This window comes from Streptomyces sp. NPDC002573, assembly GCF_042889625.1.
GTDB lineage: Bacteria > Actinomycetota > Actinomycetes > Streptomycetales > Streptomycetaceae > Streptomyces > Streptomyces gibsoniae.
Genome location: NZ_JBIARC010000075.1, coordinates 1 through 25,360, shown reverse-complemented (window position 1 = coordinate 25,360; position 25,360 = coordinate 1). Strand labels below are relative to the sequence as shown.

24 protein-coding genes, 2 pseudogenes and 2 riboswitches are annotated in these 25,360 nt (G+C 68.6%); of the genes and pseudogenes, 14 read left to right on the top strand and 12 right to left on the bottom strand.

What is annotated here, in order from left to right; translation table 11 throughout:
- Positions 1–8: 8 nt before the first annotated feature.
- From ACFYX0_RS39370 to ACFYX0_RS39350, 5 genes are all read left to right on the top strand, one after another.
- Positions 9–950 carry a 3-hydroxyacyl-CoA dehydrogenase gene (locus ACFYX0_RS39370; protein ID WP_388978492.1) on the top strand — a complete coding sequence of 314 codons (942 nt, stop codon included), beginning with the start codon at positions 9–11 and terminating at the stop codon, positions 948–950.
- A 543-nt stretch (positions 951–1,493) separates the two neighbouring features.
- Positions 1,494–1,718: a hypothetical protein gene (locus ACFYX0_RS39365; RefSeq protein ID WP_388978489.1), complete on the top strand. Its 225-nt coding sequence runs from the start codon at positions 1,494–1,496 to the stop codon at positions 1,716–1,718.
- Positions 1,682–2,185, top strand: coding sequence for a transposase (locus ACFYX0_RS39360; protein ID WP_388978486.1), 504 nt, complete (start codon positions 1,682–1,684; stop codon positions 2,183–2,185). The genes ACFYX0_RS39365 and ACFYX0_RS39360 overlap by 37 nt, the downstream gene beginning before the upstream one ends.
- 3 nt (positions 2,186–2,188) lie before the next feature.
- Positions 2,189–2,332 (top strand): hypothetical protein, encoded by a 144-nt coding sequence (locus tag ACFYX0_RS39355; RefSeq protein ID WP_388978483.1) that lies wholly within the window; start codon positions 2,189–2,191, stop codon positions 2,330–2,332.
- 317 nt (positions 2,333–2,649) lie between these two features.
- Positions 2,650–3,711: a Ppx/GppA phosphatase family protein gene (locus tag ACFYX0_RS39350; RefSeq protein WP_388978481.1), complete on the top strand. Its 1,062-nt coding sequence runs from the start codon at positions 2,650–2,652 to the stop codon at positions 3,709–3,711.
- A gap of 389 nt (positions 3,712–4,100) precedes the next feature.
- On the opposite strand, the gene ACFYX0_RS39345 is transcribed toward ACFYX0_RS39350, so the two are convergent.
- From ACFYX0_RS39345 to ACFYX0_RS39335, 3 genes are all read right to left on the bottom strand, one after another.
- Positions 4,101–4,547 carry a hypothetical protein gene (locus ACFYX0_RS39345; protein WP_388978478.1) on the bottom strand — a complete coding sequence of 149 codons (447 nt, stop codon included), beginning with the start codon at positions 4,545–4,547 and terminating at the stop codon, positions 4,101–4,103.
- 82 nt (positions 4,548–4,629) lie between these two features.
- A complete protein-coding gene (locus ACFYX0_RS39340) occupies positions 4,630–5,376 on the bottom strand; it encodes an MgtC/SapB family protein (RefSeq protein ID WP_388978475.1) in 747 nt (248 codons plus the stop codon).
- 36 nt (positions 5,377–5,412) lie between these two features.
- Complete coding sequence (locus ACFYX0_RS39335; RefSeq protein ID WP_388978472.1) at positions 5,413–7,053, bottom strand: Nramp family divalent metal transporter; 1,641 nt, start codon at positions 7,051–7,053, stop codon at positions 5,413–5,415.
- A 307-nt stretch (positions 7,054–7,360) separates the two neighbouring features.
- Positions 7,361–7,534, bottom strand: a riboswitch (M-box (ykoK) riboswitch).
- A gap of 292 nt (positions 7,535–7,826) precedes the next feature.
- On the opposite strand from ACFYX0_RS39335, the gene ACFYX0_RS39330 reads away from it, so the two are divergent.
- The 3 genes from ACFYX0_RS39330 to ACFYX0_RS39320 all read left to right on the top strand — a co-directional run bounded on the left by ACFYX0_RS39330 (position 7,827) and on the right by ACFYX0_RS39320 (position 11,391).
- Positions 7,827–8,099, top strand: coding sequence for a hypothetical protein (locus ACFYX0_RS39330; RefSeq protein ID WP_388978469.1), 273 nt, complete (start codon positions 7,827–7,829; stop codon positions 8,097–8,099).
- Between the two features lie 140 nt (positions 8,100–8,239).
- A riboswitch (M-box (ykoK) riboswitch) is annotated at positions 8,240–8,412 on the top strand.
- 343 nt (positions 8,413–8,755) lie between these two features.
- Positions 8,756–10,102 carry a magnesium transporter MgtE N-terminal domain-containing protein gene (locus ACFYX0_RS39325; RefSeq protein ID WP_388978466.1) on the top strand — a complete coding sequence of 449 codons (1,347 nt, stop codon included), beginning with the start codon at positions 8,756–8,758 and terminating at the stop codon, positions 10,100–10,102.
- Positions 10,099–11,391 (top strand): NRAMP family divalent metal transporter, encoded by a 1,293-nt coding sequence (locus ACFYX0_RS39320; protein WP_388978464.1) that lies wholly within the window; start codon positions 10,099–10,101, stop codon positions 11,389–11,391. The genes ACFYX0_RS39325 and ACFYX0_RS39320 overlap by 4 nt, the downstream gene beginning before the upstream one ends.
- 384 nt (positions 11,392–11,775) lie before the next feature.
- Here ACFYX0_RS39320 and ACFYX0_RS39315 read toward each other — a convergent pair whose 3' ends face one another.
- From ACFYX0_RS39315 to ACFYX0_RS39305, 3 genes are all read right to left on the bottom strand, one after another.
- Positions 11,776–13,494, bottom strand: coding sequence for an LCP family protein (locus tag ACFYX0_RS39315; RefSeq protein WP_388978461.1), 1,719 nt, complete (start codon positions 13,492–13,494; stop codon positions 11,776–11,778).
- 352 nt (positions 13,495–13,846) lie between these two features.
- A complete protein-coding gene (locus tag ACFYX0_RS39310; protein ID WP_388978459.1) occupies positions 13,847–13,972 on the bottom strand; it encodes a hypothetical protein in 126 nt (41 codons plus the stop codon).
- A complete protein-coding gene (locus ACFYX0_RS39305; RefSeq protein ID WP_388978457.1) occupies positions 13,969–15,378 on the bottom strand; it encodes an LCP family protein in 1,410 nt (469 codons plus the stop codon). Before ACFYX0_RS39305 ends, ACFYX0_RS39310 begins: the two co-directional genes overlap by 4 nt.
- Before the next feature lie 404 nt (positions 15,379–15,782).
- On the opposite strand from ACFYX0_RS39305, the pseudogene ACFYX0_RS39300 reads away from it, so the two are divergent.
- A pseudogene (locus ACFYX0_RS39300) lies at positions 15,783–16,046 on the top strand (TerD family protein); the annotation flags it as partial.
- A 21-nt stretch (positions 16,047–16,067) separates the two neighbouring features.
- On the opposite strand, the gene ACFYX0_RS39295 reads toward ACFYX0_RS39300, so the two are convergent.
- A complete protein-coding gene (locus ACFYX0_RS39295) occupies positions 16,068–16,334 on the bottom strand; it encodes a GlsB/YeaQ/YmgE family stress response membrane protein (RefSeq protein WP_388978455.1) in 267 nt (88 codons plus the stop codon).
- 223 nt (positions 16,335–16,557) lie between these two features.
- On the opposite strand from ACFYX0_RS39295, the pseudogene ACFYX0_RS39290 reads away from it, so the two are divergent.
- The 3 genes and pseudogenes from ACFYX0_RS39290 to ACFYX0_RS39280 form a co-directional block, all read left to right on the top strand.
- Positions 16,558–17,115, top strand: a pseudogene (locus ACFYX0_RS39290) (TerD family protein); the annotation flags it as partial.
- Between the two features lie 668 nt (positions 17,116–17,783).
- The gene (locus ACFYX0_RS39285; protein WP_388978453.1) at positions 17,784–18,146 is read left to right on the top strand and encodes an ArsR/SmtB family transcription factor; all 363 of its coding nucleotides are present in this window, start codon (positions 17,784–17,786) and stop codon (positions 18,144–18,146) included.
- A gap of 239 nt (positions 18,147–18,385) precedes the next feature.
- Positions 18,386–19,306 carry an undecaprenyl-diphosphate phosphatase gene (locus ACFYX0_RS39280; RefSeq protein ID WP_388978450.1) on the top strand — a complete coding sequence of 307 codons (921 nt, stop codon included), beginning with the start codon at positions 18,386–18,388 and terminating at the stop codon, positions 19,304–19,306.
- Positions 19,307–19,321: 15 nt separating this feature from the next.
- On the opposite strand, the gene ACFYX0_RS39275 is transcribed toward ACFYX0_RS39280, so the two are convergent.
- Entirely contained in the window at positions 19,322–20,812 is a 1,491-nt protein-coding gene (locus ACFYX0_RS39275; RefSeq protein WP_388978447.1) for an LCP family protein, read from the bottom strand.
- A gap of 90 nt (positions 20,813–20,902) precedes the next feature.
- Here ACFYX0_RS39275 and ACFYX0_RS39270 point away from each other — a divergent pair, with 90 nt between their 5' ends.
- On the top strand, positions 20,903–21,400 hold the full coding sequence (locus ACFYX0_RS39270) for a twin-arginine translocase TatA/TatE family subunit (protein WP_388978444.1): 498 nt from the start codon (positions 20,903–20,905) through the stop codon (positions 21,398–21,400).
- Here the strand turns inward: ACFYX0_RS39270 and ACFYX0_RS39265 are convergent.
- Entirely contained in the window at positions 21,341–21,772 is a 432-nt protein-coding gene (locus ACFYX0_RS39265; RefSeq protein WP_388978441.1) for a sec-independent translocase, read from the bottom strand. The two genes, ACFYX0_RS39270 and ACFYX0_RS39265, sit on opposite strands and share 60 nt — an antisense overlap.
- A gap of 152 nt (positions 21,773–21,924) precedes the next feature.
- Between ACFYX0_RS39265 and ACFYX0_RS39260 the strand changes: the two genes are divergently transcribed.
- The gene (locus ACFYX0_RS39260; protein ID WP_388978438.1) at positions 21,925–22,500 is read left to right on the top strand and encodes a TerD family protein; all 576 of its coding nucleotides are present in this window, start codon (positions 21,925–21,927) and stop codon (positions 22,498–22,500) included.
- A gap of 463 nt (positions 22,501–22,963) precedes the next feature.
- On the opposite strand, the gene ACFYX0_RS39255 is transcribed toward ACFYX0_RS39260, so the two are convergent.
- The 3 genes from ACFYX0_RS39255 to ACFYX0_RS39245 all read right to left on the bottom strand — a co-directional run bounded on the left by ACFYX0_RS39255 (position 22,964) and on the right by ACFYX0_RS39245 (position 24,652).
- On the bottom strand, positions 22,964–23,536 hold the full coding sequence (locus tag ACFYX0_RS39255) for a hypothetical protein (protein WP_388978436.1): 573 nt from the start codon (positions 23,534–23,536) through the stop codon (positions 22,964–22,966).
- A gap of 16 nt (positions 23,537–23,552) precedes the next feature.
- Positions 23,553–24,188, bottom strand: coding sequence for a hypothetical protein (locus ACFYX0_RS39250; RefSeq protein ID WP_388978433.1), 636 nt, complete (start codon positions 24,186–24,188; stop codon positions 23,553–23,555).
- Between the two features lie 98 nt (positions 24,189–24,286).
- Positions 24,287–24,652, bottom strand: coding sequence for a hypothetical protein (locus tag ACFYX0_RS39245; protein ID WP_388978430.1), 366 nt, complete (start codon positions 24,650–24,652; stop codon positions 24,287–24,289).
- Positions 24,653–25,360 lie beyond the last annotated feature (708 nt).

Here is a 25,360-nt window from a genome sequence, read left to right as displayed (position 1 = left end):
GTCGCCCGATGGAGCCGATTGCCGTCACCGGCGCCGGCTCCATCGGGGTCACCTTCGCGATCGTCTTCGCAAGGGCCGGGCACGAGGTCCGAGTGTGGGACCCGTTCCCCGCCGCTTTGGAGCGCGCCCGCGCTGAACTCTCCGATCGCCTCGCGCAGTTGTCCGCGCACGGCCTTGCCGTGAATCCGAGCACGGTGAGTGCACGGGTCACGTTCACCCATGACTTGGCGGAGGCGGTAGCGGGAGTAGCACTGGTGCAGGAATGCGCCCCCGAGCGGGTAGAGGTCAAGCAAGACCTGGTCCGGCGTGCGGCCCAAAGCGCGCCCGATCAAGCGGTATTCGCCAGCTCTAGCTCAGCGATACGCCCCAGTCTCATCGCAGCGGACCTGCCCGAAGGGCTGCGGGAGCGAATCCTGGTCGGCCACCCCGGCAACCCGCCGTACCTCATCCCAGTGATCGAGCTCGTCCCCTCACCCAGCACTGCCACGTGGGCCGTCGAGCGCGCCCATGCCGTCTACACCGGCGCAGGGTTGCGCCCAATCACGGTCTGCCATGAACCGGAAGGGTTCGTGTTCAATCGTCTCCAAGGCGCGGTACTGCGCGAGGCCTACTGCCTGCTCCGAGATGGGATCGCGACCGTCGACGAGATCGACGAAGTCGTCCGCAGCGGTCTCGGGCGCCGGTGGAGTCTCATCGGCCCGTTCGAGACCGTCGACCTCAACACTCGCGGCGGTCTTGAATCACACGCGGACAAGATGGGATCCGCGTATGCGCGAATGGGCGCCGAGCGCGGTCAGAACGATCCATGGACGCCGGACCTGGTGGCGACCGCGGTACACCAGCGCCGCACTCTCCTGCCGCTCGACCGATGGGAAGAGCGGGTTCGCTGGCGAGACGAGCAACTCATGCGGCTGACGCCGCTGTGGGAGGACATTCGCGGCAAATCGTGAGCAGGCTCGCGCTTACCGCTCAGCAGGCTCACCAGTTGGATTAGCGAAGCGTAGTGAACCTGTGGCAGAGTGCTACGTGCACGCCCGGCGCCCAGGCGACGTCGGGCACCCTCCTCGGTCGGGTCTTGCGGCCCGGTCGAGCAGCGTCCGCAGGGACGTGCCACGCGGGCTGGCGGCTCCTGTCGTTCAGTACCAGGGCACGAAGGCGATTGGCTCCCAAGGCTGAGCAACGCTCAGGCTCGCTAACCCAATCAGCGACCCAGGGCGGCTTCGCCGCCCGCCGTGGGACGGGCAAATCGAAGGCGCCAGGGCCTTGGCGACCTTGGAACCGATCTATTTGCGCGTCAGCGGGAAAATGGTCTGCTCCGTCCGGAACGCCGGTTTCACTGTGATGCCTTGTGAGCTCGCGCGTCAGGATGGCTACGGGAACCGCTGACAGGGACCGTCAATTGTTGCGGCAGCAAGCGGACCAGACTCTTCAGCCCTGTGGTTCCTCCGGACGGCGCACCGTCGGCCTGCCACGTCGTTACCCGGGAGGGGTTCATGGACGTACTGCATGAGCGGTGTGCCGCGCTGGATATCGGCAAGAAGGACCTCAAAGCGTGTGTGCGCACCCCGAATCCTTCTGGCAGGCGCTCGCGCCGACAGGAGATCCGTACGTTCGCCACCATGACCAATGCGCTGCTCGAGCTTCGGGACTGGCTGGTCGCCGAGAAGGTCCCAAAGCCCGGATGCGGCCGAAGATCCCCGCGCTGGTGGAGGCGCTGACCGGGAACTTCGGTGAGCATCACGCCTTCCTGTGCCGGCTGCATCTGGAGCGGATCGACCATCTCTCCGAGGCGATCGGGGAGTTGTCCGCGCGGATCGAGGCCGAGATGCTCCCTTTCTCCCAGCAGATTGAGCTGCTGCAGACCATTCCCGGTGTCGGCCGGGCCGTCGCCGAGGTCATCGTCGCCGAGACCGGCGGGAACATGGCCCGCTTCCGTACCGCGGGCCATCTGGCCTCGTGGGCCGGGGTCTGTCCCGGCCACCATGAGTCCGCCGGGAAACACAAATCCGGACGCCGGCGCCACGGAAACCGCTGGCTGAGCGCCGCGCTCGGCACCGCCGCGATGGCCGCCTCCCGCACCCGGGAGACCACCTACCCTGGCGCCCGCTACCACCGTCTCGTGCCCCGCCTCGGCAAGAAGAAAGCCCTCGTCGCCCTCGAGCACACCCTACTGACCGCCGTCTGACACATGCTTACCAACAACATCGCCTTCCACGACCTCGGCGGCGACTACTACGCCAGGCACGACCCCGAACGCGTCATGCGACGCATCACCCGGCAGGCCAACGCCCTCGGCTTCACCGTCCGCTTCGACCCCATCGAAGCCGCGTAACCACCACCGTCACCCCGGCGACCTTGGCTCATGCTTCATTTTCGGACCAGAGACGCTGCTCGCCCCGCTGCGGCCGTCCCCGGCCCGATCGAACGCCCAACGGGCCTGCCGTGCAGTGCGGGTGCCGCCGATCCCGGGGCACCGCGGCGGCTGGCGCTCTGCTTCGAGGTGTCGGGCGGGCGCAGCCGGGCCGTGCCGTGGGGGCCCGCGATCGACGCCCTGGGACTGCTGCGGGGGACGCCGGACCTTGGCCGCTCCTCGCGGCAAGCGGAGCTTGCCGACCCGGCGGGTACGAACAGTGACACAATGGTGACAGGGTGGATGCGGTGTGGTGTCTGCCGCCTCTCGTCGGCAACGAGGGGTCTTGGGGATTCGGTCTGCCCTGTCGGGTGCGGGATGGTGCGGTGTCGGGGAAGGGCGGCTGGATGCGGCAGGCGAGTGTGCTCGATGTCGGGTGCCACAGCGCTTTCCTCACTGTGGTGCGGTGGCGACCGGGTGCGGAACTGGAGCCCGTCTTCTCGCACAAGGTGCGACTGAGACTGCACGAAGCGCTCGACTGGCAAGGGCGCCTGGGCAGGGCCGGGGTTAAGAGTGTGCAGCGGGCGGTGGCCGAAGCGATCGGTGCGGACCCGCGCCTGCGTCCGCGAGAGGTCTTCGCATTCGCCACGTCCGTGATCCGGGATGCCCCCAATCGCGATGATGTCATCGCGCGGGTGGCCCTCTCGACCGGTACCTGGCTGCGGGTGCTGCCCGGCGAGGAGGAAGCGCGACTGGCCTATGTGGCCGCACGCCGGTGGGCGGGGTGCGCGGGAGGACCCCTGTTGATGTTGGACATCGGCGGTGGCACCGTCGAGATCGCCGCGGGGACGGGCGATCAGCCCCGCGTGGTGCGTTCACTGCCGCTGGGCGCACGAACGATCACGCGCAATTGGCTCCCCGGCGGCACGGTCACGTCCACGCGGAGCCTGGCAGAGGTCCGGCAGCATCTGCGCCGCTCCCTGAGCCAGGTGCCCGACGTACCGCAGGCCGAGCGGGGTGAACGTGTTCTCGGCTGCTCCAAGACTTTCCAGCAGCTTGCCCGGCTCACCAACGCCCAGCGGGACAAGCCACGGCGAAGGCCCCGACGGCTGACGTTGCCTGAGCTACGCGCGGTGATTCCTTTGCTGGCCGGCGTCGGCCCGGAGTGCCGTGCCGCCCTGGCGGGCATCTCACGGCACCGCGCCGAGCAGTCCCTGGCGGGAGCACTGGTCGCCGAGAGCCTCATGGAAGCGTCAGGTGTGGAGAGAGTTGAGATCTGCCCCTGGTCCACCCGGGAGGGGCTACTTCTTGAACATCTGGGCGTCATCGACAGCCCAGTCCATCACCGCCGTGCCAGCTGATCCCAGCAGACAAGCACCCCGGCGTCGTCACCGACCGCCTGCTGCCCGTCTTCGACACCAAGCCCCTTTACGTCGGCCACCGCCCCTGGGACGCGGGCCCGAAGCCGAGGCGACCGCCCAGGCCGAGGCCAACCAGCCCGGATCCGCGCCCAAGCCCACACCGGAACCGCAGGCCTCGGCCGAGCCCAAGGCCACCCCGCCGCGGCCCCGCCACACCAAGCCCGGCACACCGGCCGCCGACGCCAAGCCGAAGCCGCGCCCGGCCCGCAAGCCCACTCCGTCGAGCTGGCCGCCGATAAGCCCGCCGCCTCCTGTGCCGCGGGGCTCGCCCTGGCCGCATGCCTGCAGACTCACCGGTTGGCAGCCCCGGCCTTGCGTGGCGCCTGTGGTCAGTTCCGTTGGCGGGCTGCGTCAGCCAGCAGATGCACCACGTCGGGGGGCAGGTCGATGTGGTGTGCGATCCAGGCCGGATCATGGCCGTGGGTGGCGAGGAGCCACGCCGTGTACAGCCTGTTCAGGCTCGGGGCGTTCGGCCCGAGCAGGAACGGTCGGACGGCCTCCATCGGAAAGCCCTCCAGGGACTTGGCAGTGAACCACTCCTCCCCCAGGTCCTCCGGCACGATTTTGCGGGTGCGTTGCTCGGCCTGCCGGTGGTGGTGCCACAGGGCCGCGATCAGGATGAACGCCGCAGTCGCGGCACCCATCAGCGCGCCGCCGACCATCGGCTTGTCGCGGGTGGGGGCGGTGTTGACCGCGACGGTCTCCAGTACGACGAGCGTGAGCACGCCGAGGATCGCCGCGCCCTCCCCGGTGCGGGGGTGGGGTACCGTCCGCATGCCGCACCTCCCTGTTTTCCTCTTCATCGTGTCTTGTCGAGTGGACTGCTGTCCTGGGGCCGTCAGGCTCTTTCCGCGGGGGTCAGGCCAGCGCCCGCCGCCCTTCCCGGGGTGTCCGTTCGTCGTCGTCCTCGTCGTTCACGTGCCAGTGCAGGTCGTGCACCCCGGGCTCCAGTGAGAGACGGGAGATGACCTGCTCCAGCGCGGCGGCGACGTCGCCGCTGACCGTGACGCTGGCCCGCACGCTGGTGGTGTCCTCGCCCTCGCGGCGGGCCCGCAGCCCGGTCGCGGTCAGGCCGGAGGTGGTCAGGGCTTGGGCGAGCAGCGCCCGGATGTGGGTCTCGGACGGCCGCTCGCAGCGCAGGTGCACGCTGGCCCGTACCTGGGCGTCGGGGTCGCTGCCGGCGGCCGGTGCCCGGTCCAGCAGGCGTCCGGCCGGGCGCAGCAGCAGGTGGATGCCGAGTACCGTCAGCGTGCCGAGCGTGGCCAGGGCGAGTCGTCCGGAGGCGGCCAGCACGCCGACCGCTGCCGAGCACCACAGGGTGGCGGCGGTGTTCAGTCCGCGTACACCGGCGCCGTCGCGCAGGATCACCCCGCCGCCCAGGAACCCGATCCCGGACACGACGTAGGAGGCCACCCTGGTCGGGCTGCCCGCGTCGCCCACGGCCACGCTGTAGAGCACGAACAGTGTGGCTCCGGTGGCGACGAGCGCGTTGGTGCGCAGGCCCGCCATCCGCGCCCGCCACTGCCGCTCTACGCCGATCAGCGCGCCGCAGGCCGCGCCGGTGGCGAGCCGGATCAGGAAGTCCATCGTGGTCAGGGCGTGCATGGCCCGGCCTCCTTCAGAGTGAGGCGGTGGAGTGATTTACTGGCTGACCGCGACCTTAATGATCTTGATGACCGCGAGGATCATCGAGACCAGCAGGTAGGTGCGCAGCGCGCCCATGCCGATCTTCTTGCCGCTGGACATCACGGCCGGGGCGAGGGTTGCCAGCGGGGGCATGCGCCAGGTGTCCCGGCCGGTGCGGTCGATCGGGTCCTCCTTGGTGGCCGTACGGCGACGGGTGAAGGCGTACCCGGCGGCGAGCACCCCGGCGACGGCGCAGGCGGCCATGATGTCGATGATCGCGTTCGCGCTGATGTTCGGGAACAGGACCGAGGCGGTCAGGATCACCGACAGCGTGACCAGCACGCCGACCACGGCGGCGGTGAAGGCGTTGGTCTTCGGCCCGTTCACCCACGGTCCGAGCACCTGCTTGTCGTTGCACAGCAGCAGGAGGAACACGCTCGCGGAGGGCAGCAGGACCCCGGCGAGGGTCTGCACGCCCTCGGTCAGCAGGCCCAGCGGCGAGCCCGGGATCAGCACGATCGTGGCCGCGGCGCCGACGAGTCCGGCGTAGACGGCGTAGAAGCCCTTCGCGCCGCCGATCCCACGGTGCAGGGAGTGCTTCATGCCCAGCACGTCACCGATCGCGTACGCGGTGGACAGCGACACCGCGAACGCGCCGATGATCGAGGCGTCCAGCAGCGCAATCGCGAACAGCACCCCGGCCAGCTTCCCGGCCTTGGCCTCCAGCCCGTGCGCGATTCCGGCGGTGTCGGTGAACTGGCCGAAGCCGTGCGTGCCGGCGAACGCGGCGGCGGTGAAGCCCATCATCGCCGCCGCCCCGATCACCACGATGACGATGCCGATCCACAGGTCGACCTTCTCGTAGCGCATGAACCGCGGCGTGATCCGCTTGTCGATCACGTACGACTGCTGGAAGAACAGCTGCCAGGGCGCCACCGTCGTGCCGACGATGCCGATGATCAGCAGCATCACCGTGGACAGCTGCCCGGAGCCGCCGGGCAGGTTCGGGGTGACGAAGGCGGCGGCCATCTGCGAGGTGTGCGGGTGGACCATGAAGTAGATCGGCACCAGCAGCAGCGAGGCCGCGCACAGCGTCATCGCCACCCGCTCGAAACGGCGGAAGGAACCGGTGAACGCCGACGCCACGATGATCACGGCCGCCAGAACCACCGCCGCCGCCTTCGGCAGCCCCAGGTAACCGGCGGACAGCGTGATCCCGATGAACTCCGTCACCAGGGTCAGCGCGTTCAGCAGGAACAGGTCGATGACGCTGAACGCGCCCCAGAACTTGCCGAACCGCTCCAGGATCAGGCGGGCGTGGCCGACACCGGTGACCGCGCCGAGGCGCAGCACCATCTCCTGGTTGACGTACAGCACGGGCACCAGCAGGAGCAGCGTCCACAGCAGGTGGGTGCCGTAGTTCTGGCCGGCCTGGCCGTAGGTGGCGAACGCGCCGGCGTCGTTGTCGCCGACCATCACGATCAGGCCCGGGCCGACGATCGCCAGCAGCGTCTTCAGCTTCGCCGACAGACCGCGGCGCTCACCGTGGTCATCCAGGCGGATGGTGCCCAGCGCGCCGTGGATGTCGCCGAGGTGCGCGTCGTCGAGTACAGCCGCGCGGGGCGCGGCGACCGTGGTCAGGGTGGTCTCGTTCATGGTGGTGCCTCCCTAGCCCCCCGGTACGGGGGAGGTCGGGGGCACGCAGCAGCCATCACCCCTGCGCGCCGAATGCGCGCAGGACAACATCACCAGCGGGCACAGACGTGCCCGTGGACATGGCGCGGCCGGGGTGCCGCGCAGGGGAGGTGGTTACCGCGTGCCGGAAGAATGCGAGGACAAGCGGGTGCGGGGCCTACTTCGGCCCGGACTACTGCATTCCATGTCTCTCGCCTCCTTCCGGCCGGAGACGCCCATCAATGGCGTCCTCATCGACTCGGCAAGGAGCGGCCAGCCCCTGACGGGCGGCTCACCCCAACTCGTCAGAGCTTTGGCACTCCACGGCGTAATCCCATTGACTGGGAAGCCACTTGGCCTCACCCCTTAGGCCGGGGAGAGGTGTCCTGAACCTGGGCGTCTCTCGACGTCGTGGGGTCAGTGGCCTGTGTCCGTGAAGACGCCTCACCGAACGAGGTGCCTCTTCAAACCTCGACCAGCGTACGCTCGCACCGGGGGTGCCGCTCGCCCGATTGACCCATCCTTGACGCCCCGCTGACCCCATTCTCACGAAGCGCCGATACGGCAGCGGGTTCTTCGAATGCGTCCTTTCGTTGTCTGCCGGCAACCGATGAGGCCCCGGTCTTGATCAGCGGAGATCTGGCCGCAGACTGGAACAGCGGGCCGCCCGGCTCTTCACTGGGACCCGGCGTGCGCGACCTGCACTGGCACCTGGACGACACGTCCTTCAACGCGGAAAGGAAGCGTGCAGCGGCATGAGTGACCTCGACATCCGGTACGCCCGCCGCGCTGTCCGCCGTGCCGCCCGGCAGCTGGCCGAAGACGCTCCGAAACTGAGAGCGGGCTCCGCGGGTGCCTTTCGTGCCGGGGTCGCCGTCCGCGCCGCCGACCTGCGCAGAGCTGTGCTTGCCGCCTGGGTCACCGGCATACCCGCGGACGTTGTCGCCGCGGACGGGCGCCTGCCCGTGGCCGTCGTACAGGGGTGGGTGGCGGCGAGGTTTTCACCAGAAGGCCCAGGCGGCGGGTGACCAGGGTGGGCAACGCCGGTGACGGTCCTGCCTTCGGTATCGGAAGAGTCCAAGACGCTCGACACGGTCCGGTTGCCCTCCGGCAGGTCATGGATTAGGGAGGCGAGTGGATGCGGGCGTAGTCTTTGTGTGGTTTAAAACAGACACCTCGTTCGGTGAGGCGTCTTCACGGACACAGGCCACTGATCCCACCCGTCGAGAGACGCTCCGGATCAGGACAGGTCTCCCCGGCACAAGGGGTGACCCCAAGTGGCTTCCCCTCGCAGGGGATCACGCCGTGGAGTGCTAAAGCTCTGACGAGTTGGGGTGTGTCGGGCCCGAACGTGCCCGGCTGCCCCTTGCCGCAAGACCGCGACACTCGTGCGCGGCCGTGACCGGGAGGAGGCGACATGGACAGTAGTCCGGGCCATAGTCGGCCCCTCTTCGTGTTGTCCGCGCCGTCCTTCCGCGGCCCGCGGCAGCTCGTTCTTCCCTGATCCATCCGGCCCGCAGCCGGTAATCCGCCCTGCTCACCGGCTTGGCAGGCCGCGTGTCGGCGTATGCCCCGGCGTGCCTGCCGCCGGCCGGACGGGGAGGAAGAGCACTGCCTACGGCCGCCCGCCGCCCCGTCATGGCGGGGCAAGGGGGTGTTCACCTTGGCTGCCCACACTCTACTCATGTCCACCAAGGCCCGGTTCCGCGACCGCCGGGTCCACCTCGAACGCCGGGCCACCGCCTCCAAGGCCGTGCGCACCTCCCTCGTCTCGCTGGCCGGGCTGATCGGCGCCCCGGTGACCAACCAGGCGGGTGAGGAGGTCGGCCGCGTCGTCGACGTGGTCGCCCGCCTGTACGGCGCGGAGCCGTATCCGCCGGTCACCGGGCTGATCCTGCGCATCGGACGCCGGCAGACTTTCCTGGCCGCGGACGCCATCGGCAACGTGGATGCTGGGCACGTACGGCTGCGCACCGCCCGCGTGGACCTGCGTGACTTCTCCCGCCGCCCCGGCGAGGTGCTGCTGGCCAAGGACATCCTCGACCACCAGCTCGTCGACGTCGACGGCATCCAGGTCACCCGGGCTGCCGACCTGTACCTGACGCCGAGGGTCGACCAGATCGTGCTGGTCGGGGTGGACGTCTCGCTGCCCACGCTGCTGCGCCGACTCGGCCCGCGCCGCTGGCAGGCCCGGCCCACCCCGGAGCGGGTGCTGGACTGGCAGGCCGTGGCCCCGTTCGCCGAGCAGGCCACCGAGGGCCCGCCGGAGGTGCGGCTGCGCGCCTCCCGAGCCGCGCTGCAGCGGCTGCGCCCGGCCGATCTCGCGGACATCCTCGAAGACCTCGGCCGCGAGGAACGACAGCAGCTGCTGGGCTGGCTGGAGACAGAGCAGGCCGCCGACGCGCTGGAGGAGATGGAACCGGGCGAGCTGGAAAACCTGCTGCGCGAGGCCAAACCGGAACACGCCGCCCAATTGGTGGACGAGATGGAACCGGACGAGGCCACCGACGCCCTGCGCGACCTCACCCGCGAGGAACGCGAGGCCCTGCTGTCCCGCATGCCGGCCGGCGAGGCCGCAGAGCTGCGGCGGCTGCTGACCCACCGCGAGGACACCGCGGGCGGCGCCATGACCACCCTGCTGATCATCTCCCGCCCGAACGAGACCGTCGCCAAGGCGCGGGCGCAGTTGGCCGAACAGGCCGAGCACCGCACCGAGATCGATGCCATCGCCGTGGTGGACGACAGCGGTCGGCTGCTGTGCGACGTCGCACTGTTCGACCTGGCCGTCGCCGAAGACACCAGCCCGATGGCCGACCTCGTGACCTGGCGGTCCCAGTTCGGCCCTCCGGTCACCGTACGCCCCGACACGCCGCTGACTGAGGCCGCCGACCAGCTGGTCGCCTCCCGTGCCTCCTCACTTCTGGTGGTCGACGACACCGACCGGCCCCTCGGCCGAATCCTGGCCGACGACCTGCTCGACTACCTGCTGCCCGAGCGCGGGCGCCTGCACTTCCGGAGGTTCCTGCGGTGACCCGCGACCTGGACACCACAACGGCCGCGCCCCCCGCCGCTCCCGCGAGGCGGCGGCGGGGCCTGGGCCGTCTCGCCATGGTCGCTGCGATCGCCGGGCCGGGCCTGGTCGCCGCGAATGCCGGCAACGACGCCGCCGGCATCGCCACGTATGCCTCGGCCGGTTCCCAGTTCACCTACGGCACCCTGTTCTTCATGGTGCTGGTCACCATCGCCCTGGTCATGGTCCAGGAAATGGCTGTGCGGCTCGGTGCGCACACCGGCAAGGGCCTCGGCGCCCTGATCCGCGAGCAGTTCAGCCTGCGCCTGACCGGACTGGCGGTGTTCTGCCTGCTGCTGGCCAACACCGGCCTCGTCGTCAGCGAGTTCGCCGGCATCGGCGCCGCCTTCCAACTCCTCGGCGTGCCCAAGTGGGCGGTCATCCCGCCGGCCGCGATCCTGCTGTGGTCGCTGGTGCTGTTCGGCTCCTACAGGTGGGCCGAACGCATCTTCCTGATCATGTCGCTGGCGTTCTTCGCCTACCCCATAGCAATGATCCTGGGCCACCCGCACTGGGGCGAGGTCGGTAAGCACCTGCTGATTCCGCACATGGAGCCGGGCAAGGACTTCATCTTGCTCGCCGTCGCCCTGATCGGCACGACCGTCAGCCCGTACATGCAGTTCTACGCCGCGGCGGGTGTCGTGGACCGGGGCGCCAAGCCCGAGGACTACCGGCTCATCAAGTTGGACGCCGTGCTCGGTGCGGTGTTCGCCTGCATCATCAGCCTGACGATCATCATCGCCACCGCCGCGGCGATCGGCGGCACCGGCCCGCTGGACTCCGCCGCCCAGGCCGCCGAGGCACTCAAACCGGTCGCCGGGCAGAACGCCGAACTCCTCTTCGCGGTGGGCCTGATCGGCGCCTCCGCCCTGGCCGGCGCCGTAGTACCGCTATCGGCCAGCTACGCCGTCGGCGAGGCCGCCGGCGTGGAACGCTCCGTCTCCCGCAGCTTCCGCGACGCCCCGCTCTTCCTAGGCCTGTTCACCGCCCAGATCGTACTCGGCGCCTCAGTGGCGATGACCCCGGTGAACGTCATCCAGCTGCTGATCGGCACCCAGGTACTGCAGGGCCTGATCAGCCCCATCGTGCTCGTCTACCTGCTGGTGCTCACCAACCGACGCTCGCTGCTCGGTGCGGCGGCCAACGGCCCCCGCTACCGGATCGCCGCCACCATCGTCGTCGTCGGCGTCGCCGGGATGTCCACCATCCTGCTCGTCCAGACGGTCCTGGGCTGGTTCGGCCTGGCCTGACTCGCCGGTAGCGGCCCACCCGTACCAGGCCCGACCTGTCTGCCGATACTCCTACACCGGGATGGCAGTACTTTGCCCGCGCAGGGGGCCTTAGGCACCCTGCGCGGGCCAGCAGCACTGGCTGCGCCGCTGCCCAGGTGGGTGACCCGACGCAGATCGATCTCCAGAACCCGTGGACGGGAACCCAGCGCGCTGCGCAGCACGTCGCCGATGCGCCCGGCGTTCTTCGCCGCGATCTCCCCGGAGAGCTGCACGATGACGCGGTCCCCCTCCTTGACGGTCGTCACCCTGCGCCGCGGGAGCAGGCGCAGCACGTAGCGGTGGATGTCCGGAAGTCCGCGGCGCCGTTGCGGCTCACGGCTGGGCGAGGGTTTGTCGGCGGTGTCAGGCGTCGGAGTCGGGTTCGCTGCGGGCGGCGGCGTACGCCTGGGCGGGGGTCATGTCGATGCCGTTGAGCTGGACGGTCTTGTAGGGGCTGACCTGGGCGCAGGACTTGGACTGGTCGGCGGTCTGGGCGTGGGCGTTGGAGACCGCGGCGTGGGTGTCGGCGGGCGCGGGGGAAGAACTGCCGCTGCTGCTGGGGTAGCTGGTGCCGCTGGGCCAGTCACTGCCGATGACGAGGGTCAGGCCGCTGCCGCTGCTCTGCTTGAGGCGCGAGGACGGCAGGCCGAGGGCCTTGGCCACCGCTTGGGCCTGCGGCTTCTGACCGCTGCCGTAGGTGAGAGTGGTGGTGGCGGCTGCGCCACTGGGGGCGTTGGCGGTGGTGGTGTGCTGGCTGAAGCCCTTGTCGGTGAGGGCGGTGGCCAGTTGGGAGGCGCGACCGCTGATGGTGGTGCCGTTCTCGATGGTGACAGCGATCTGAGAGGGGTCGACCGGCTGGGCAGTGGCCGTGGCAGATGCCGCGGCGGACGTCTTGCCGTGGGTTCCAGTCAGGGACTGGTCGTTGGCGATGGACGCGAACAGCGACTTCGCCCCGGCGCCCGGCACGACGCGGTCGCTGTTGTGGGGATCGGGGGCGGTCTGCATGGTGGTGAAGGTGATCCGGTGCGAGGGGACCTTGTTCAGGTCGGTGGCCAGGCCCACCAGCCTGCTGATGCTACCCAGGCCGTCGTCGACGGTGAGTGCCTTGGTGGCCGCGTCGGCGAGGTAGTAGAGCTTGGTGGGATCCGTGAGCGTGCCGGCGCTCTTGAACTTGCGGATCATCGCGCCGAGGAAGAGGTGCTGCGAGACCGTACGACCCAGGTCGCTGCCGTCGCCGAAGCCGTGCCGGGAGCGGACGAACTCCAGGGCCCCGACGCCTTTGAGGGTGTGAGTGCCCTTGGACAGCTTCAGGTGCGAGTAGGTGTCGTAGACGTTGTCGCTGACGCACACGTCCACGCCGCCGACCGCGTCGGACATGCTGACCACGCCGGAGAAGTCGAGCTTGACGAAGTGGTCGATGGGGATGCCGGTGAGCTGGTGGATGGTGGCCACCTGGCAGGCCGGGCCGTAGGAGAGAGCACTGTTGATCTGTCCGTAGTAGCCGGACGTGGACTGCTTCGACGTGGGGTCGGTGCAGGCCGGGACGTCGGTCATGGTGTCGCGCGGGATGCTCATGACGGTGGCGTTGGAGCGGTCGGCGGCTATGTGCACGACCATCTCCACGTCCGCGTTCCCGTTGCCGGACTGCACACCCGTCTTGGCGCAGCCGCCGCCCAACTTGCAGTCGGCCGCGCTGGTGCGGCCGTCCGATCCCATGACGAGGATGTTGATCGGGGTGCGGCCGAAGGCATCGGCTTTCTCGCTGCCGCCGCTGCCGTCGAGGGCGACGCTGTTGATGTTGCCGTTCAGGTGCTCGTAGAACCACCAGCCGGCGCCGCCAGCGACCAGGACCAGCATGGCGAGGCATATCCCCGCGATCCGCAGCGCGCGCTTGCCCCGGCGTACCGGACGGGCGCGGCGCCGCGACTGGCCTGGACCGCCGCTGCGGGAGGCGGCCCGTGTGGCGGCCCGGCCGCCCGGGGGCCGCCGGTCGGCCGGGGTGTTTGTTCGCTGGCGAGGTATCTGGGCGGTGCGGTTTCGTGCGGCGGCCCGGCCAGTGCGGCCATCGCGCAGGTCGCTCATCTCCCACTCCCACGAACGGTCGGGCCCAGCAGACCCTCGGGTGTGCGGCCAGTGGTGTGCGGCCAGTCCGTCGGGCGAAGTGGGGCGTCACTTCGATTGCGTAGTTGCGCAATCTAGCAAACGTATGGCCCGTTCATATGCGGCCTGCCTCGATTCGGATGAGAGATCGCATGTGAGGGAGCAGGGTCGCGTCGCGTCATCGTAGCCATCGGCCCGGTCGGGCTTCCGCGCTCGGCCGATGCGGCGGATGCGGTGGGCCGTCTTGGGCTCCGCCGCGCCGATGGCCTGCGGCGTGAGTCCAGGTCGGATGCCGTGTCGTCATCTGGCCCCTGCGGCTGGCGGTGGCCTTGTGTCAGTCGTTGATCAGCGCGACCGAGACTGCGGCTGCGACGAAGCGCAGCAGCCGGATCGGTGCGGTGAGCGACGGCGTGATCAGGGGGTCGATGCTGGCGTCCGCTCCTCCGCTCTCCCCTTTCATCCGTACGAGAGGTCGGAGCAGAGGTCGTCGTCGGCAGAGCGGGTGTTCGTGGTTGGCGAGGTGTGCGGCGAGGAGGCGGGCCCGGCGGAGGCGGAGTAGGTCTGGCCCAGGATTACGGAGATCCTTTGTCCGGTGACGGATTGGAGCTGTGCGCCGGGGAAGAGTCGGGCGACCTGCTGGGCCTGGGTCTTGAGGGCCGGGGGGTGTTGGATGAGCGTGGCGGCCTGGTCCGTTCGGGCGGCGTTGCCGGTGCCGGTGACGGCGAAGCCGTGGCGGGTCAGGGCGTGGGCCGCTGTGGAGGCGAGTCCGCTGGTGGTGGTGCCGTTGTAGACCGCCACGGTGATCCCGTTCCCGGCGACTGTCGCCTCCGGGCTCGGCGGATCGGTGGTTGCTCGGGGTTCCGGCTTCGCGTGGCCGGTGTTCTTGCCGTTGATGGGACGGTCCTGCTTCAGGGCTGTCCACAGCTCGTCGGTATCCGGCTGGACTAGCGCGACGCGGGCGCCGTCGTAGTGCCAGGGAACGGTGACGAATCTGGCGTTTTGCAGGTCGATGCCCTTCAGCGACATGGCGAAGGAAATCAGCTTGTCCGCCGTCCCCAGGCCGGGGTCGACGGTCAGCGACTTGGTGGCGGCATCCGCCAGGGGCAGCAGGTTGGCCGGAGTGAGCCCGACGCTCTTCACCTTCTTGATCAGGGCGGCCACGAACGCCTGCTGTCGCTTGATGCGCCCGATGTCGGAGCCGTCCCCGATGCCGTGCCGGATCCGCACGTAGTCCAGGGCCTGCTGCCCCGACAGGGTCTGCTCGCCCTTGTGGAAGAGAAGCAGGCCGCGGGTGGCGCGCCGCGGGCTGAGATCCTTCTGATAGACATCCTGAGGCACGCACACGGTCACCCCGCCGACGACCTCGGTCATCCGGGCGAAGCCTTTGAAATCGACGACGACCGTGTGGTCCATCCGCAGTCCGGTGAGCTGCTCGACGGTGTTCTGGGTACAGGCGGGGTTGCCCTTGGCGGTCTGGCCGACTGAATAGGCCGCGTTGAACATGGTGTTGGCCTGCGGCTGCGTCCAGGAACCGTCCGGCAGTTGGCAGGGCGGAATCGTGACCAGCGTGTCACGCGGGATCGATACGGCGAGAGCGTGTCGGTGGTCGGCGTAGATGTGCAGCAGGAACGCGGTGTCGGAGCGGCCGACGTCGTCCTTGTTTCCACCGCCCAGCGCGTCGTTGCCATTGACGCGCCCGTCGGAGCCGATGACGAGGACGTTCTCCCCGCCGCCCGCTGCTCGGGGCCGGTTGTTGGAGAGGCCGTCGCCGTTGAAGATGTCGATGTTGCCGGTCAGGGACAGGTAGATCCAGCCGAGCCCGGCGGTGATGAGGACCAGCAGCGAGGAGCCTGTCACGGCCAGCATCCGAAGTCGCATGCCGCGCCTGCGCTTGCGTACGGCAGCGCGAGAGAGCCTGTGGCGCTGCGGTGGAGGCGTGGCTAAGCGGTAGCCGCGCTTTCGACGCGTCGGTGCCTGGTGGCTGATGGGCATACGTGCGCCCCTCCTCCGCCGAGTTCGAGAAGTCGTACGCGGAGAGGGACTGTGCACCCCCGCCCCAAAGTTCCATACTTGCGCAATATAGCAACCAATAGGTGGTATGCGGCGCTTCCACCCCGATGCCCCCTGGGGGAGAACGAGGACGTGGGGCAACACGTTTCGCGGCATTCGATGACCCACAGGCCACGACCGAGCACCGAGCCCGATGTCGGGCGGGATGGCTAGAGACCGGGTGTCCTGGCTAGAGACTGGTGGCCGCGTGCAGGACGTCCCACGTCGACCGGATCGTCTTTACGGGCAACTCATTCACCGGGCAGACCTTCGCCGAGGTATAGAACGTCTTCTGCCGGCTCGTCGACGACACAACCAGCCAGGAACTCGCCCGCTACACACTCAGCGGCGGCGGCCCGTAACCCGCGCAGATCATGGCCAAGCTCCAGCGGTCCGGCGGCGGCTGGCAGCTGAAAGCCATCGGCGAGCCCGCCGCAGGCCGCACCTTCCAGGACCTGCTGCCCGCCATCGCGCCCCACCTGTGACCAGGCAGGGCGCGCACCCGCTCAGTCCCGGGAGTTGCCGAACAGGATGCGGTAGCCGATGAGCAGCACGAGCGAGCCGCCGATCGCCGCGCCCCAGGTGTAGAGGTCGAAGAAGTGCTTCTCGAAGGGGCGGTGGAGGAAGCGCGCGGAGATCCAGCCGCCCACGAAGGCGCCCGCGACGCCGATGAGGGTGGTGCCGATCAGGCCGCCCGGGTCGCGTCCGGGCAGCAGGATCTTGGCGATGGCCCCGGCGAGCAATCCCAGGATGATCCAGCCGATGATGCCCACGTTGTCGTCCTCCAGAAGCGTCGAGTCGACAGGAGGAACCTGCCCGTTCGACCGACGATGATGTATTGCTCAGTTGCGCAACTTATATCTGCTCGAAGGACGAGAGCGGGACAGCGCCGGTTGCATGGTGGCTTCCCGTGTTGCGCAGCCAGAGAACTGTCAGGAATGGGGTGGCGTTAATCATGACGAGTGCCGGATGCCGGAGCAGGTGCGGAGGAGCCTCATGAGTGTGCGCTTGGCCAAGGGCGGCAACGTCTCGCTGACCAAGCAGGCCCCGGGCCTGACCGCGGTGGCGGTCGGGCTGGGCTGGTCGGCGAACACCGGCTACGAGCTGGATGCCAGCGCGCTGCTGTGCGACCAGTCCGGGAAGGTGCTGTCCGAGGAGCACTTCGTCTTCTTCAACAACCTGAGCAGCCCCGACGGCGCCGTGCGTCACTCGGGCGGCGGCAGCCCGGTGGGTGGAGACGACCAGCAGATCTACGTCGACCTTGCCCGCGTCCCGGCCGACGTCACGAAGATCGTGTTCCCGGTCTCCCTCTATGAGGGTGCGGCCCGCGGTCAGACTTTCGGCCAGGTGCGCCGCGCGCACATCCGCGTGGCCGACCGGGACAGCGGCACCGAGCTGACCCGCTACGACCTGGCGCCTGGGGGCCTGTCGTCGGAGACCGCGCTGGTCTTCGGTGAGCTGTACCGGCACGGGGCGGAGTGGAAATTCCGCGCGGTCGGCCAGGGATATGCCTCCGGGCTCGCGGGCATTGCGACCGACTACGGCGTGGACGTCCTGCGCGAGAGCGCGGCTCCAGCACCCGCTGCTCCTGCGCAGTCGACAGGAGGCCGTGGCGGATACACGGCACCGGCACCCGTCGCTCCGACCCCGACTGTCGTTTCCCCAATGCCGACGGCCGCCGCACCACATCCGACAGGGAGCCCCGCAGGCACGTGCTTCTTCGATCCCAGCCACGGTCCCGGCATGACGACGGTGACCTGGTCGCCGCAGTGGGGTGTGCCCCGACCTGTCCAGGCGTGCGGCGGATGCGCGCAGCAGGTGCAGACCACTGCACCGCCGTTCTACACCCCGCCCCAGCAGGGGTATCCGCAGACCGCGTCTCAGGGCTACTCACAGCAGGGGTACTCCCAGCTCTACGGCGACCAGCACGACCACCACCAGCAGGGCGGCGGCCGCCGCTTCGGCACGGGTGCACTCATCGGGGCCGGCGCCGCGGGCCTGATCGGCGGTGCGCTGCTGAACGAGGCGTTCGACGACGACAAGCCGGACACGATCGTCAACAACTACTACGAGGACTGATCTCAACCACCACGAGGACCGGCCCCCGACTTCGCCTCGTGGGGCGCCCGGCCGCCGGATGAGGGGCGACCGTGCGCCCAGTTGACGCCTACACTGGGTGGGCGCATGTGCGGTGACTGTGATGTGGCGGACGGGAGAGGATTGTGGCGCAGATCGTCGGAGGCTTCGAGGATCCGTCCGCCGAGGTGCTGGCGGACGCGGCCGCCGCCTTCGGGCTGCTGGCCTCGTCGGCCCGGCTGCACATCATGTGGGCACTGTTCCAGGGCGAGAGCGACGTGAGCCATCTCGCCGACCGGGTGGGCGTCGCCCTGCCTGCGGTCAGCCAGCACCTGACCAAGCTGAAGCTCGCCGGCCTTGTCGGCTCGCACCGCGAGGGCCGGCGGCAGGTCTACTGCGTCGGCGACCCCGACATCGTCACGGTCGTCCGCCTCATAGTCGGCCAGCTCGCCCTGCGCGCCGAAGAATCGCTCGCCCCGATGGGCCGACTGCAGGAGGTCGGCGCCTAGGATCGCTCCCGTCTGGGGAGAGTGCGCCGCAGCGTCGTTTCCCGCAGCCGAGCGGATTCGGCGAGAACACGCCTCCGGTCTGCAAGAACTCGGCAGCCAGGGTGGCTTTGCCGAAGCTGGGCGATGCTGTCGTTAATCCTGGATTTTGCACGCGTGTAGTAGCTTCTCGCCTGCCGGAGCCGCTGTGAGCGTTGTCAACAGCTCTGGCCTCGCACGCACTTCAACTCAAAGGCCAGCCATTGTCCGTCCTGACATACCCCGAAGCCATAGGCGTCGGCCTGCTGCAAGGCGTCACCGAGCTGTTCCCGGTCTCCAGCCTGGGCCACAGCATCCTCATCCCAGCCCTCCTCGGCGGGCACTGGAAACACGATCTGGACGTCTCCGCCGACGGGTCCCTGTACCTCAACGAGCTGGTCGGCCTCCATCTGGCCACCGCGCTCGCGCTCGTCGTCTTCTTCTGGCGGGACTGGGTGCGCATCGTGCGCGGGCTGTTCACGTCGATCACGCAGCGCCGGATCGAGACCGTGGACCAGCGGCTCGCCTGGCTGATCGTCACCGCCAGCATCCCGGTCGCCGTGGCCGGCGTGGCGCTCGACAAGGTGTTCCGCACCACGCTCGGCAAGCCCGTCCCGACCGCGATCTTCCTGGCCCTCAACGGCATCGTGCTCTTCGTCACCGAGCAGTTGAAGCGCGGCGGCACGGGACACAGGCGTGCCAGGGCCTCCCTCACGGCGGAGGAGGAGCACCTGAGCGCGGACGAGTTGTCGGACCAGCGGATCACCGGGATGTCCATGCGGCATGCGCTGACGATCGGTGCGGCCCAGATCCTCGCCCTCTTCCCGGGTATCAGCCGCTCGGGCTCCACGATCAGCGCGGGCATCTTCAAGGGCCTCAACCACGAGGACTCCGCGCGCTTCGCGTTCCTGCTGGCCACCCCGGTGATCGGCGGCGCCGCCCTGCTCAAGCTGCCGCCGCTGCTCGGCTCCCAGGGCAACGGTCTGCGCGGTCCGCTGCTGGCGGGCAGCGTGGCCGCGTTCGCGGCGGCCTACCTCGCCACCCGCTTCCTCGTCCGCTACTTCGAGAACCGGACCCTGATCCCGTTCGCGATCTACTGCTCCGTGGCGGGACTCGGCAGTCTGGCCTACTTCGCCATCACGTGACCGCGCCGCACCTCGTCAGCCGCCTGATCCGTACGTGAGGTTGGAGCACGGGTCGTCGTCCGCCGAACGGGCGTCGTCCGTCACCCAGCTGGGCACGGCGGTCGGGGTAGCCGGGGCGGAGGAACTGCCCGTGGCGTAAGGGGCGCCCAACACCACATTGATGCCCAATCCGCCGATGAAATCGAGCTGGGCGCCGGGGAAGAGCCGGGCCACCGTCTCGGCTTGTGGCTTCAGGCCGGCGCCGTACTCGATGACGGTGGTGGTGCCGTCGTGGCTGCTCGCCCTGGCGGTGACGGTGACGTTGAAGCCGTGCTCCGTGAGTGCCGCGACGGCCTTGGGCGTGAGGCTGCTCATGGTGGTGCCGTTGTAGACGGCGACGTCGATACCGGCGCCTGAGACGTTCCGGGTGGGGGTGGGTGATTCGGACGCGCCTCCCTGGGGCTGCTTCCTTCCGCTGGCATCCGTGCCGTCGATGGTGCGGTCCGCCTTGAGCGCTGCCCACAGGTTGGAGGCGTCCGGCTCGACGACGGCGACGCGTTCGCCGGCGTACCGCCAGGGGAGAGTGACGAACTTGGTGTTGTGCAGGTCGATGTCCTTCAGGGACATGGCGAAGGAGATCAGCTTGTTCGCTGTGCCCAGTCCGGGGTCGACCGTGAGCGACTTCGTGGCGGCGTCGGCCAGCGGCAGCAGGTTGGTGGGTGTGATGCCGTTGCCCTTGACCTTCTTGATGAGGCTGGAGAGGAAGGCTTGCTGCCGTTTGATCCGCCCGATGTCGGAGCCGTCACCGAGGCCGTGCCGTATGCGGACGTAGTTCAGGGCCTGTTGTCCGGACACTGTCTGCTCGCCCTTCTTGAAGAGGAGGTTGCCCAGGGTGGCGCGATTGGGGTCGAGGTCCTTCTCGTAGACGTCCTGCGGCAGGCAGACCCGCACCCCGCCGACCACGCTGGTCAGCGCCGCGAAGCCCTTGAAGTCCACGACCACGGTGTGGTCGACGCGCAGTCCGGTGAGCTGTTCGACGGCGTTCTGGGTGCAGGCCGGATTGCCCTTGTCCGTCTGCCCGACGGAGAACGCCGCGTTGAACATGGTTTTGGTCTGCGTCTTGGTCCAGGAGCCGTCCGGCAGTTTGCACGGCGGGATGGTCACCAGCGTGTCGCGGGGGATGGAGACGGCGAGGGCGTGCTTGTGGTCGGCGTAGATGTGCAGCAGGAACGCGGTGTCGGAACGGCCGATGTCGTTCGCATCGCCGCCGCCCAGTGAGCTGTTGCCGTCGTTGCGTGCGTCGGATCCGATGACCAGGACGTTCTCGCTCTGGGACGGGCCTGCCGTGGGGCGGTGCTTGGACAGGCCGCCCGAGTCGAAGGTGTGGATGCTGCTGTTCAGTCTCAGGTAGATCCAGCCCAGGCCCACCGTACCGAGCACCACCACCGCCAGCGCGACGAGCAACGCTATTCGCCATGGGCTGCGCATGCGCCCCTTGGCCGTCCTGGCGCCCCTGATGGTGGTCATCCGGGAGCTCCCGTCCGTCTGTGTCATACAGAGGGGACGACTGAACTCGCCCTACAGTTGTACAGTTGCGCAACACAGCAATAATGACAGATGGTGCGCTGCCTCGCCCGGCCAGTGCCGCTGTCCGTGGAAGAAGCTGTCCGGCGAAGAATTGGGGTGGGCCAGATGCTCCGCAATGGACTGCAGCCCTGGCACCTGCTGATCGTGGCGATCGTCATCATCTGGCTGGTCAGCCCGAAGAAGCTGCCTGACACCGTCCGTGCGCTGGGGAAGGCGAGGCGCATCCTCAAGAGCGGGACCAAGGCCATGAAGGCCGACAGCGCCGTGCGGTCCACCGGCGCTCCGACCGAAGGTGGGACACCGATTCAGACCGAGCCCACAGTGCGCGCCCTCCGGTCACTCCCGGTGACACCACTACGCTCCGCAGGCCGCCGAAGATCACACAGCGCGCTGAGCTTGTCGTGGTCGGCTCGTCAGGCGCTGGCCACGCCGCCGCTTCGGCCGTTCAATCCCTCGGAGCTGCTCCGTTCAGGTGGCGTCGGGATCGAATACCGCAAGCGTGGCCGGCCCGGGCGGCCTCTCCTTTGACAAGGACACGCCGCCCTTGGCTGGAGCTTCCGGCCTGCTGTCATGCCCCGCGTCGCGCACCGCGTCGGCGACTTCCGACAGCTCCGCCCTCGGGTCCAGGGCGCCACGGATCTCGTCGATTCCGAGGTTGTCGCCGTCGAGGACGTGCTTGCGGATGAACGTCTTGGGGTGAAGGTCCTCGAACTCGAAGTCCTTGAACTCCGGGCCGAGTTCGGAACGGACCTCCTGCTTGGCGCTCTCGGAGAATTCCCGCACCTTGCGAAGGAACCCGACCACGTTCTGGATGACCTCGGGCAACTTGTCCGGGCCGAAGAGCAGAACCACGAGGATCACCAGTGTGAGGAGGTCCATCGAGCTCACGTCGGGGAACATCCGATGCCCTCGCCTTCGTCTTCGTCAGCCCGCCAGGTGTGGAGCCTGTACCGGTAATACTTTAGAGGTTGCGCAACCCACGGAACCGTTGAAGTTCGGTCTGCGTTGAACCCAGTGACCGTGACAACAGCCCAGAGCCGGGAGGACGAGCCGTGGGAATTTCCCTCGCCAAGGGTGGCAACGTGTCACTGAGCAAGGAGGCGCCGGGCCTGACCGCAGTGGAGATCGGTCTGGGATGGGATGTGCGCACCACCACCGGTGCGGACTACGACCTGGACGCGTCCGCACTGCTGCTGAACACGTCCGGCAAGGTGGTCTCCGACCAGCACTTCATCTTCTACAACAACCTGCGCAGCCCGGACGGCTCGGTCGAGCACACCGGCGACAACCTCACCGGAGAGGGCGAGGGAGACGACGAGGTGATCAAGGTCAACCTCGCCGTTGTGCCCGTCGGCGTGGACAAGATCGTCTTTCCAGTGTCGATTCACGAGGCCGACGTGCGGGGCCAGAGCTTCGGGCAGGTGAGCAACGCGTACATCCGGGTGGTCAACCAGGCAGGCGGCCGAGAGATCGCCCGCTACGACCTGTCCGAGGACGCATCCTCGGAGACCGCGATGGTCTTCGGCGAGTTGTACCGACACGGCGGCGAATGGAAGTTCCGTGCGGTCGGTCAGGGCTACGCCTCGGGCCTGCGCGGGATCGCGGCCGACTTCGGTGTCAACGTCTGACGCCGTCCACGATCACCTGCGGTCCCGACGAAGCGGCCGACCTCGTCGGCAGGCCCGGCACCTTCCGCACCTCGGGCACCCGCGGGACCTGTGGCGCCGACAGCTTCGGGAGCGGGGACGTGGGCACGTCCGGCTGGGACGGCACAGGCACCGGCAGGGACGTTCCCCCAGTGGGTGAGGGCGTCCGACCCGAGGCCCCGGGCGTCGGGTGCGAGGGGGTGGGCGTCCCGGGGGCGCGCCCCCGGCCCGTGGCCTCGCTGCCCAGGACCTGCGCGTCGCTGGACACGGCCGGCCGCGGCGCCGGACCGTTCCCGCTTCCGCCCGAGTCGAGGGCGTACGGCCGTACCGGTGCTTCACTTTGCCGCGATGTCTCTGATCCGGTGATGTCCCGTGATCTACGGTTGGGCGTGGTTTCGAGCCTGGCGGACAGCGCGATGCACGGCACCAGCGCTGTCACCAAGCGTTATCTGGGCGACTGCGTGAGGTGACTGATGATCTTCCCGAAGTATGAAGATCGGTTGCGTATCAGTTCGATGCTGGCAGTGATCAGGCCGACCTCGGCCGGAAGGAAGATTTCTCCAGCCACGGGAAGAGCGATGACCTTCAGTTGGAATCCGTCAAGACGGATGCCTGTGGCCTGTTCGTGCTCTCGCAGTGCGTCAGCGAGACGCGTGCGCGGCTGACCGGGCACGGGCCTGCCCGCCCTTGCGAGTTCCCGCTTACGGTCGGAACTCCACTGGAGAATCTCGGCGGAGTTGCTCCGGACGACCTCGCCGAGTGGCCCGTCGAGTGTCAATGCGACGTGCGACTCGTGCCCGGGCGAGGCTATCGCGAGGTCCCACCACGTCCGCCATTGCCGCCCGACTTCAGCGGCTTGTCTCGCATCCTGGCTCACTGCCAGTGTCAGCGGCGGGTCGATGTGCGGCAGACCGAGCGGGTCGGTAAAGCCGAACGCGTCGCGGATGGCCAGAGCGAAGGCTAGGTCATGCGAATAGTCCAGATTGACGGACCACGTTGCGCCCGATATTGCCGACATCAGGATTGTTCCCTTCTCAGAAGACCCACGTCGTGTCGCTGGGGGCACCGGCGTGGCAGATCTCGCCGTCCCAGAGCAGCACGTTGCTGGCTGGAACGACCCCGGCCGTCTCCCAGGTCTTGCCACCACTGTGAACGTCCCACTCACCATGCCAGTGCTCGTCCACGCCCAGCCCGCCACCCCACGAGTGGCTGTCAGAACCCCAGTGGTCCGACCGGTTGACCTTCCAGTGGTAGGCGACCGCACCCATGTCGAGGTCGAATCCCGTCTCGATTTCCGACACGTAGCCACCGACCGAGTGGATGTACAGGTAGGAGTCACCGCAGTTGCCGGTCACCTCGTTCTGGGGACGGACTTCCGCGTGGTACGGAGTGCCGTCGGGGTTGGTCGCCGAAGCGGTCGGCACCACGCGCTGGCTGCCGTCCGGGGCGGTCACCACTTTGAAGCCGTGCGACTCGGCGACCTTCCGATCGACCCCACCAACCGTCATCTTGACGATCTTCGCACCTGCAGGCGGAAGATACTTTGACGCCTGCGTGACGGGCGCGGACCGATCGGCCGACGGAGCCGCCTGGGCAATACCTGTACCGGCCACGGCGAGCGCACACGCCGCTATACCCGCGGTAATCGCACTCCTGAACAGTGATTGCATCACATTTCCCCCCTCGACTGCCGCAACTAACAGTCACGAGCCCCCTGCTCGAGCCGGGCGGCAGGCGCGAACGACGCTATCCCCAGGTATCTCAGGCGTCACGGATGGCCCATCCCATTGGCCTGTCGGTATCGAGAATATGACCGATTCGATGCGTTGGAGCCGGGCGCCTGGGACTGGACCAGGGTGCCGGTGACGCGCAGCAGGTCGCCGGGCTGTAAGCCGTTCAGCAGTTCGCGGGTGATCCGGGGGTCTCCGCTGATGCAGGAGACGACCGTGTCGGGGGCGTCGGGGGCGACGGTGTCCGCGTCAGCGGGTCGGACGATCAGGTCGAAGGTGGCGGTGCCGCGGGGGCCGGGGGCGGGTATGGCGTCGACCCAGCCGTCGACGGCGCGCCCGGTCAGCGGGTCACGGCGGGTCGCGGCGCCCGCATCCCGACCGGTCCGCGGGCTCAGTGCCCGCATGCATATACGAAATTCGAACTCGTTGTTGCCCCCAACGGGCCTTCCAAGTCCGTTGGTTGTTCACAGGGCTGCGGCCGAGGCCGTTCACCTGCGTGCATGCCGGACTCGTCTGAGTTCCGGGCCACGTGGCCGAAGGGTCGTGAACGGCCCCGAACGGCGGTGACAGAGACGGAAACTGAGACGGCCGGTTGAAGGGACTCTGCCTCAGACCCGCGGTATGACCCTGGTGTACTCAGCCCGCTGATGCGCCCGCCAACCACGTAGCAGATGATCTGGTACGTCCGCCTACGGCTCGTCAAGATGCCCTCACCTGGATCACGGTGCCAGTTGCCGGACGCTAACCAGCCGGGGGGAGGAGACGCCGCGCACCCCGGGCATGTGGTCCCTCTTCGCCGTCCGAGCGTGCCGACGGCACCGTTGCGCCTGCACTGACAGGGTCGCCGCCCGCCCTGCTCAACGTCTTCTCAACGTCTTCTCAATGTCTTCGGTCGAGACCTCGTGCAGGCTGGTCGAGGCCAGTGCCTGCTTCACTTCCGTCGCTTCGGCGACACGGACCCACGGTCTTACGTGGAGGGGTAAATACGGCGGGTTTAACAAATGTTCACATTCCGGCCGTTGCCGGGACAGAACCGGCGGTTACTCATGTCCCGCATCGCTGCCCGCGTCATCAGTAGCAACTGGAGTTAGTTGTGACCCGCCGATCCATAC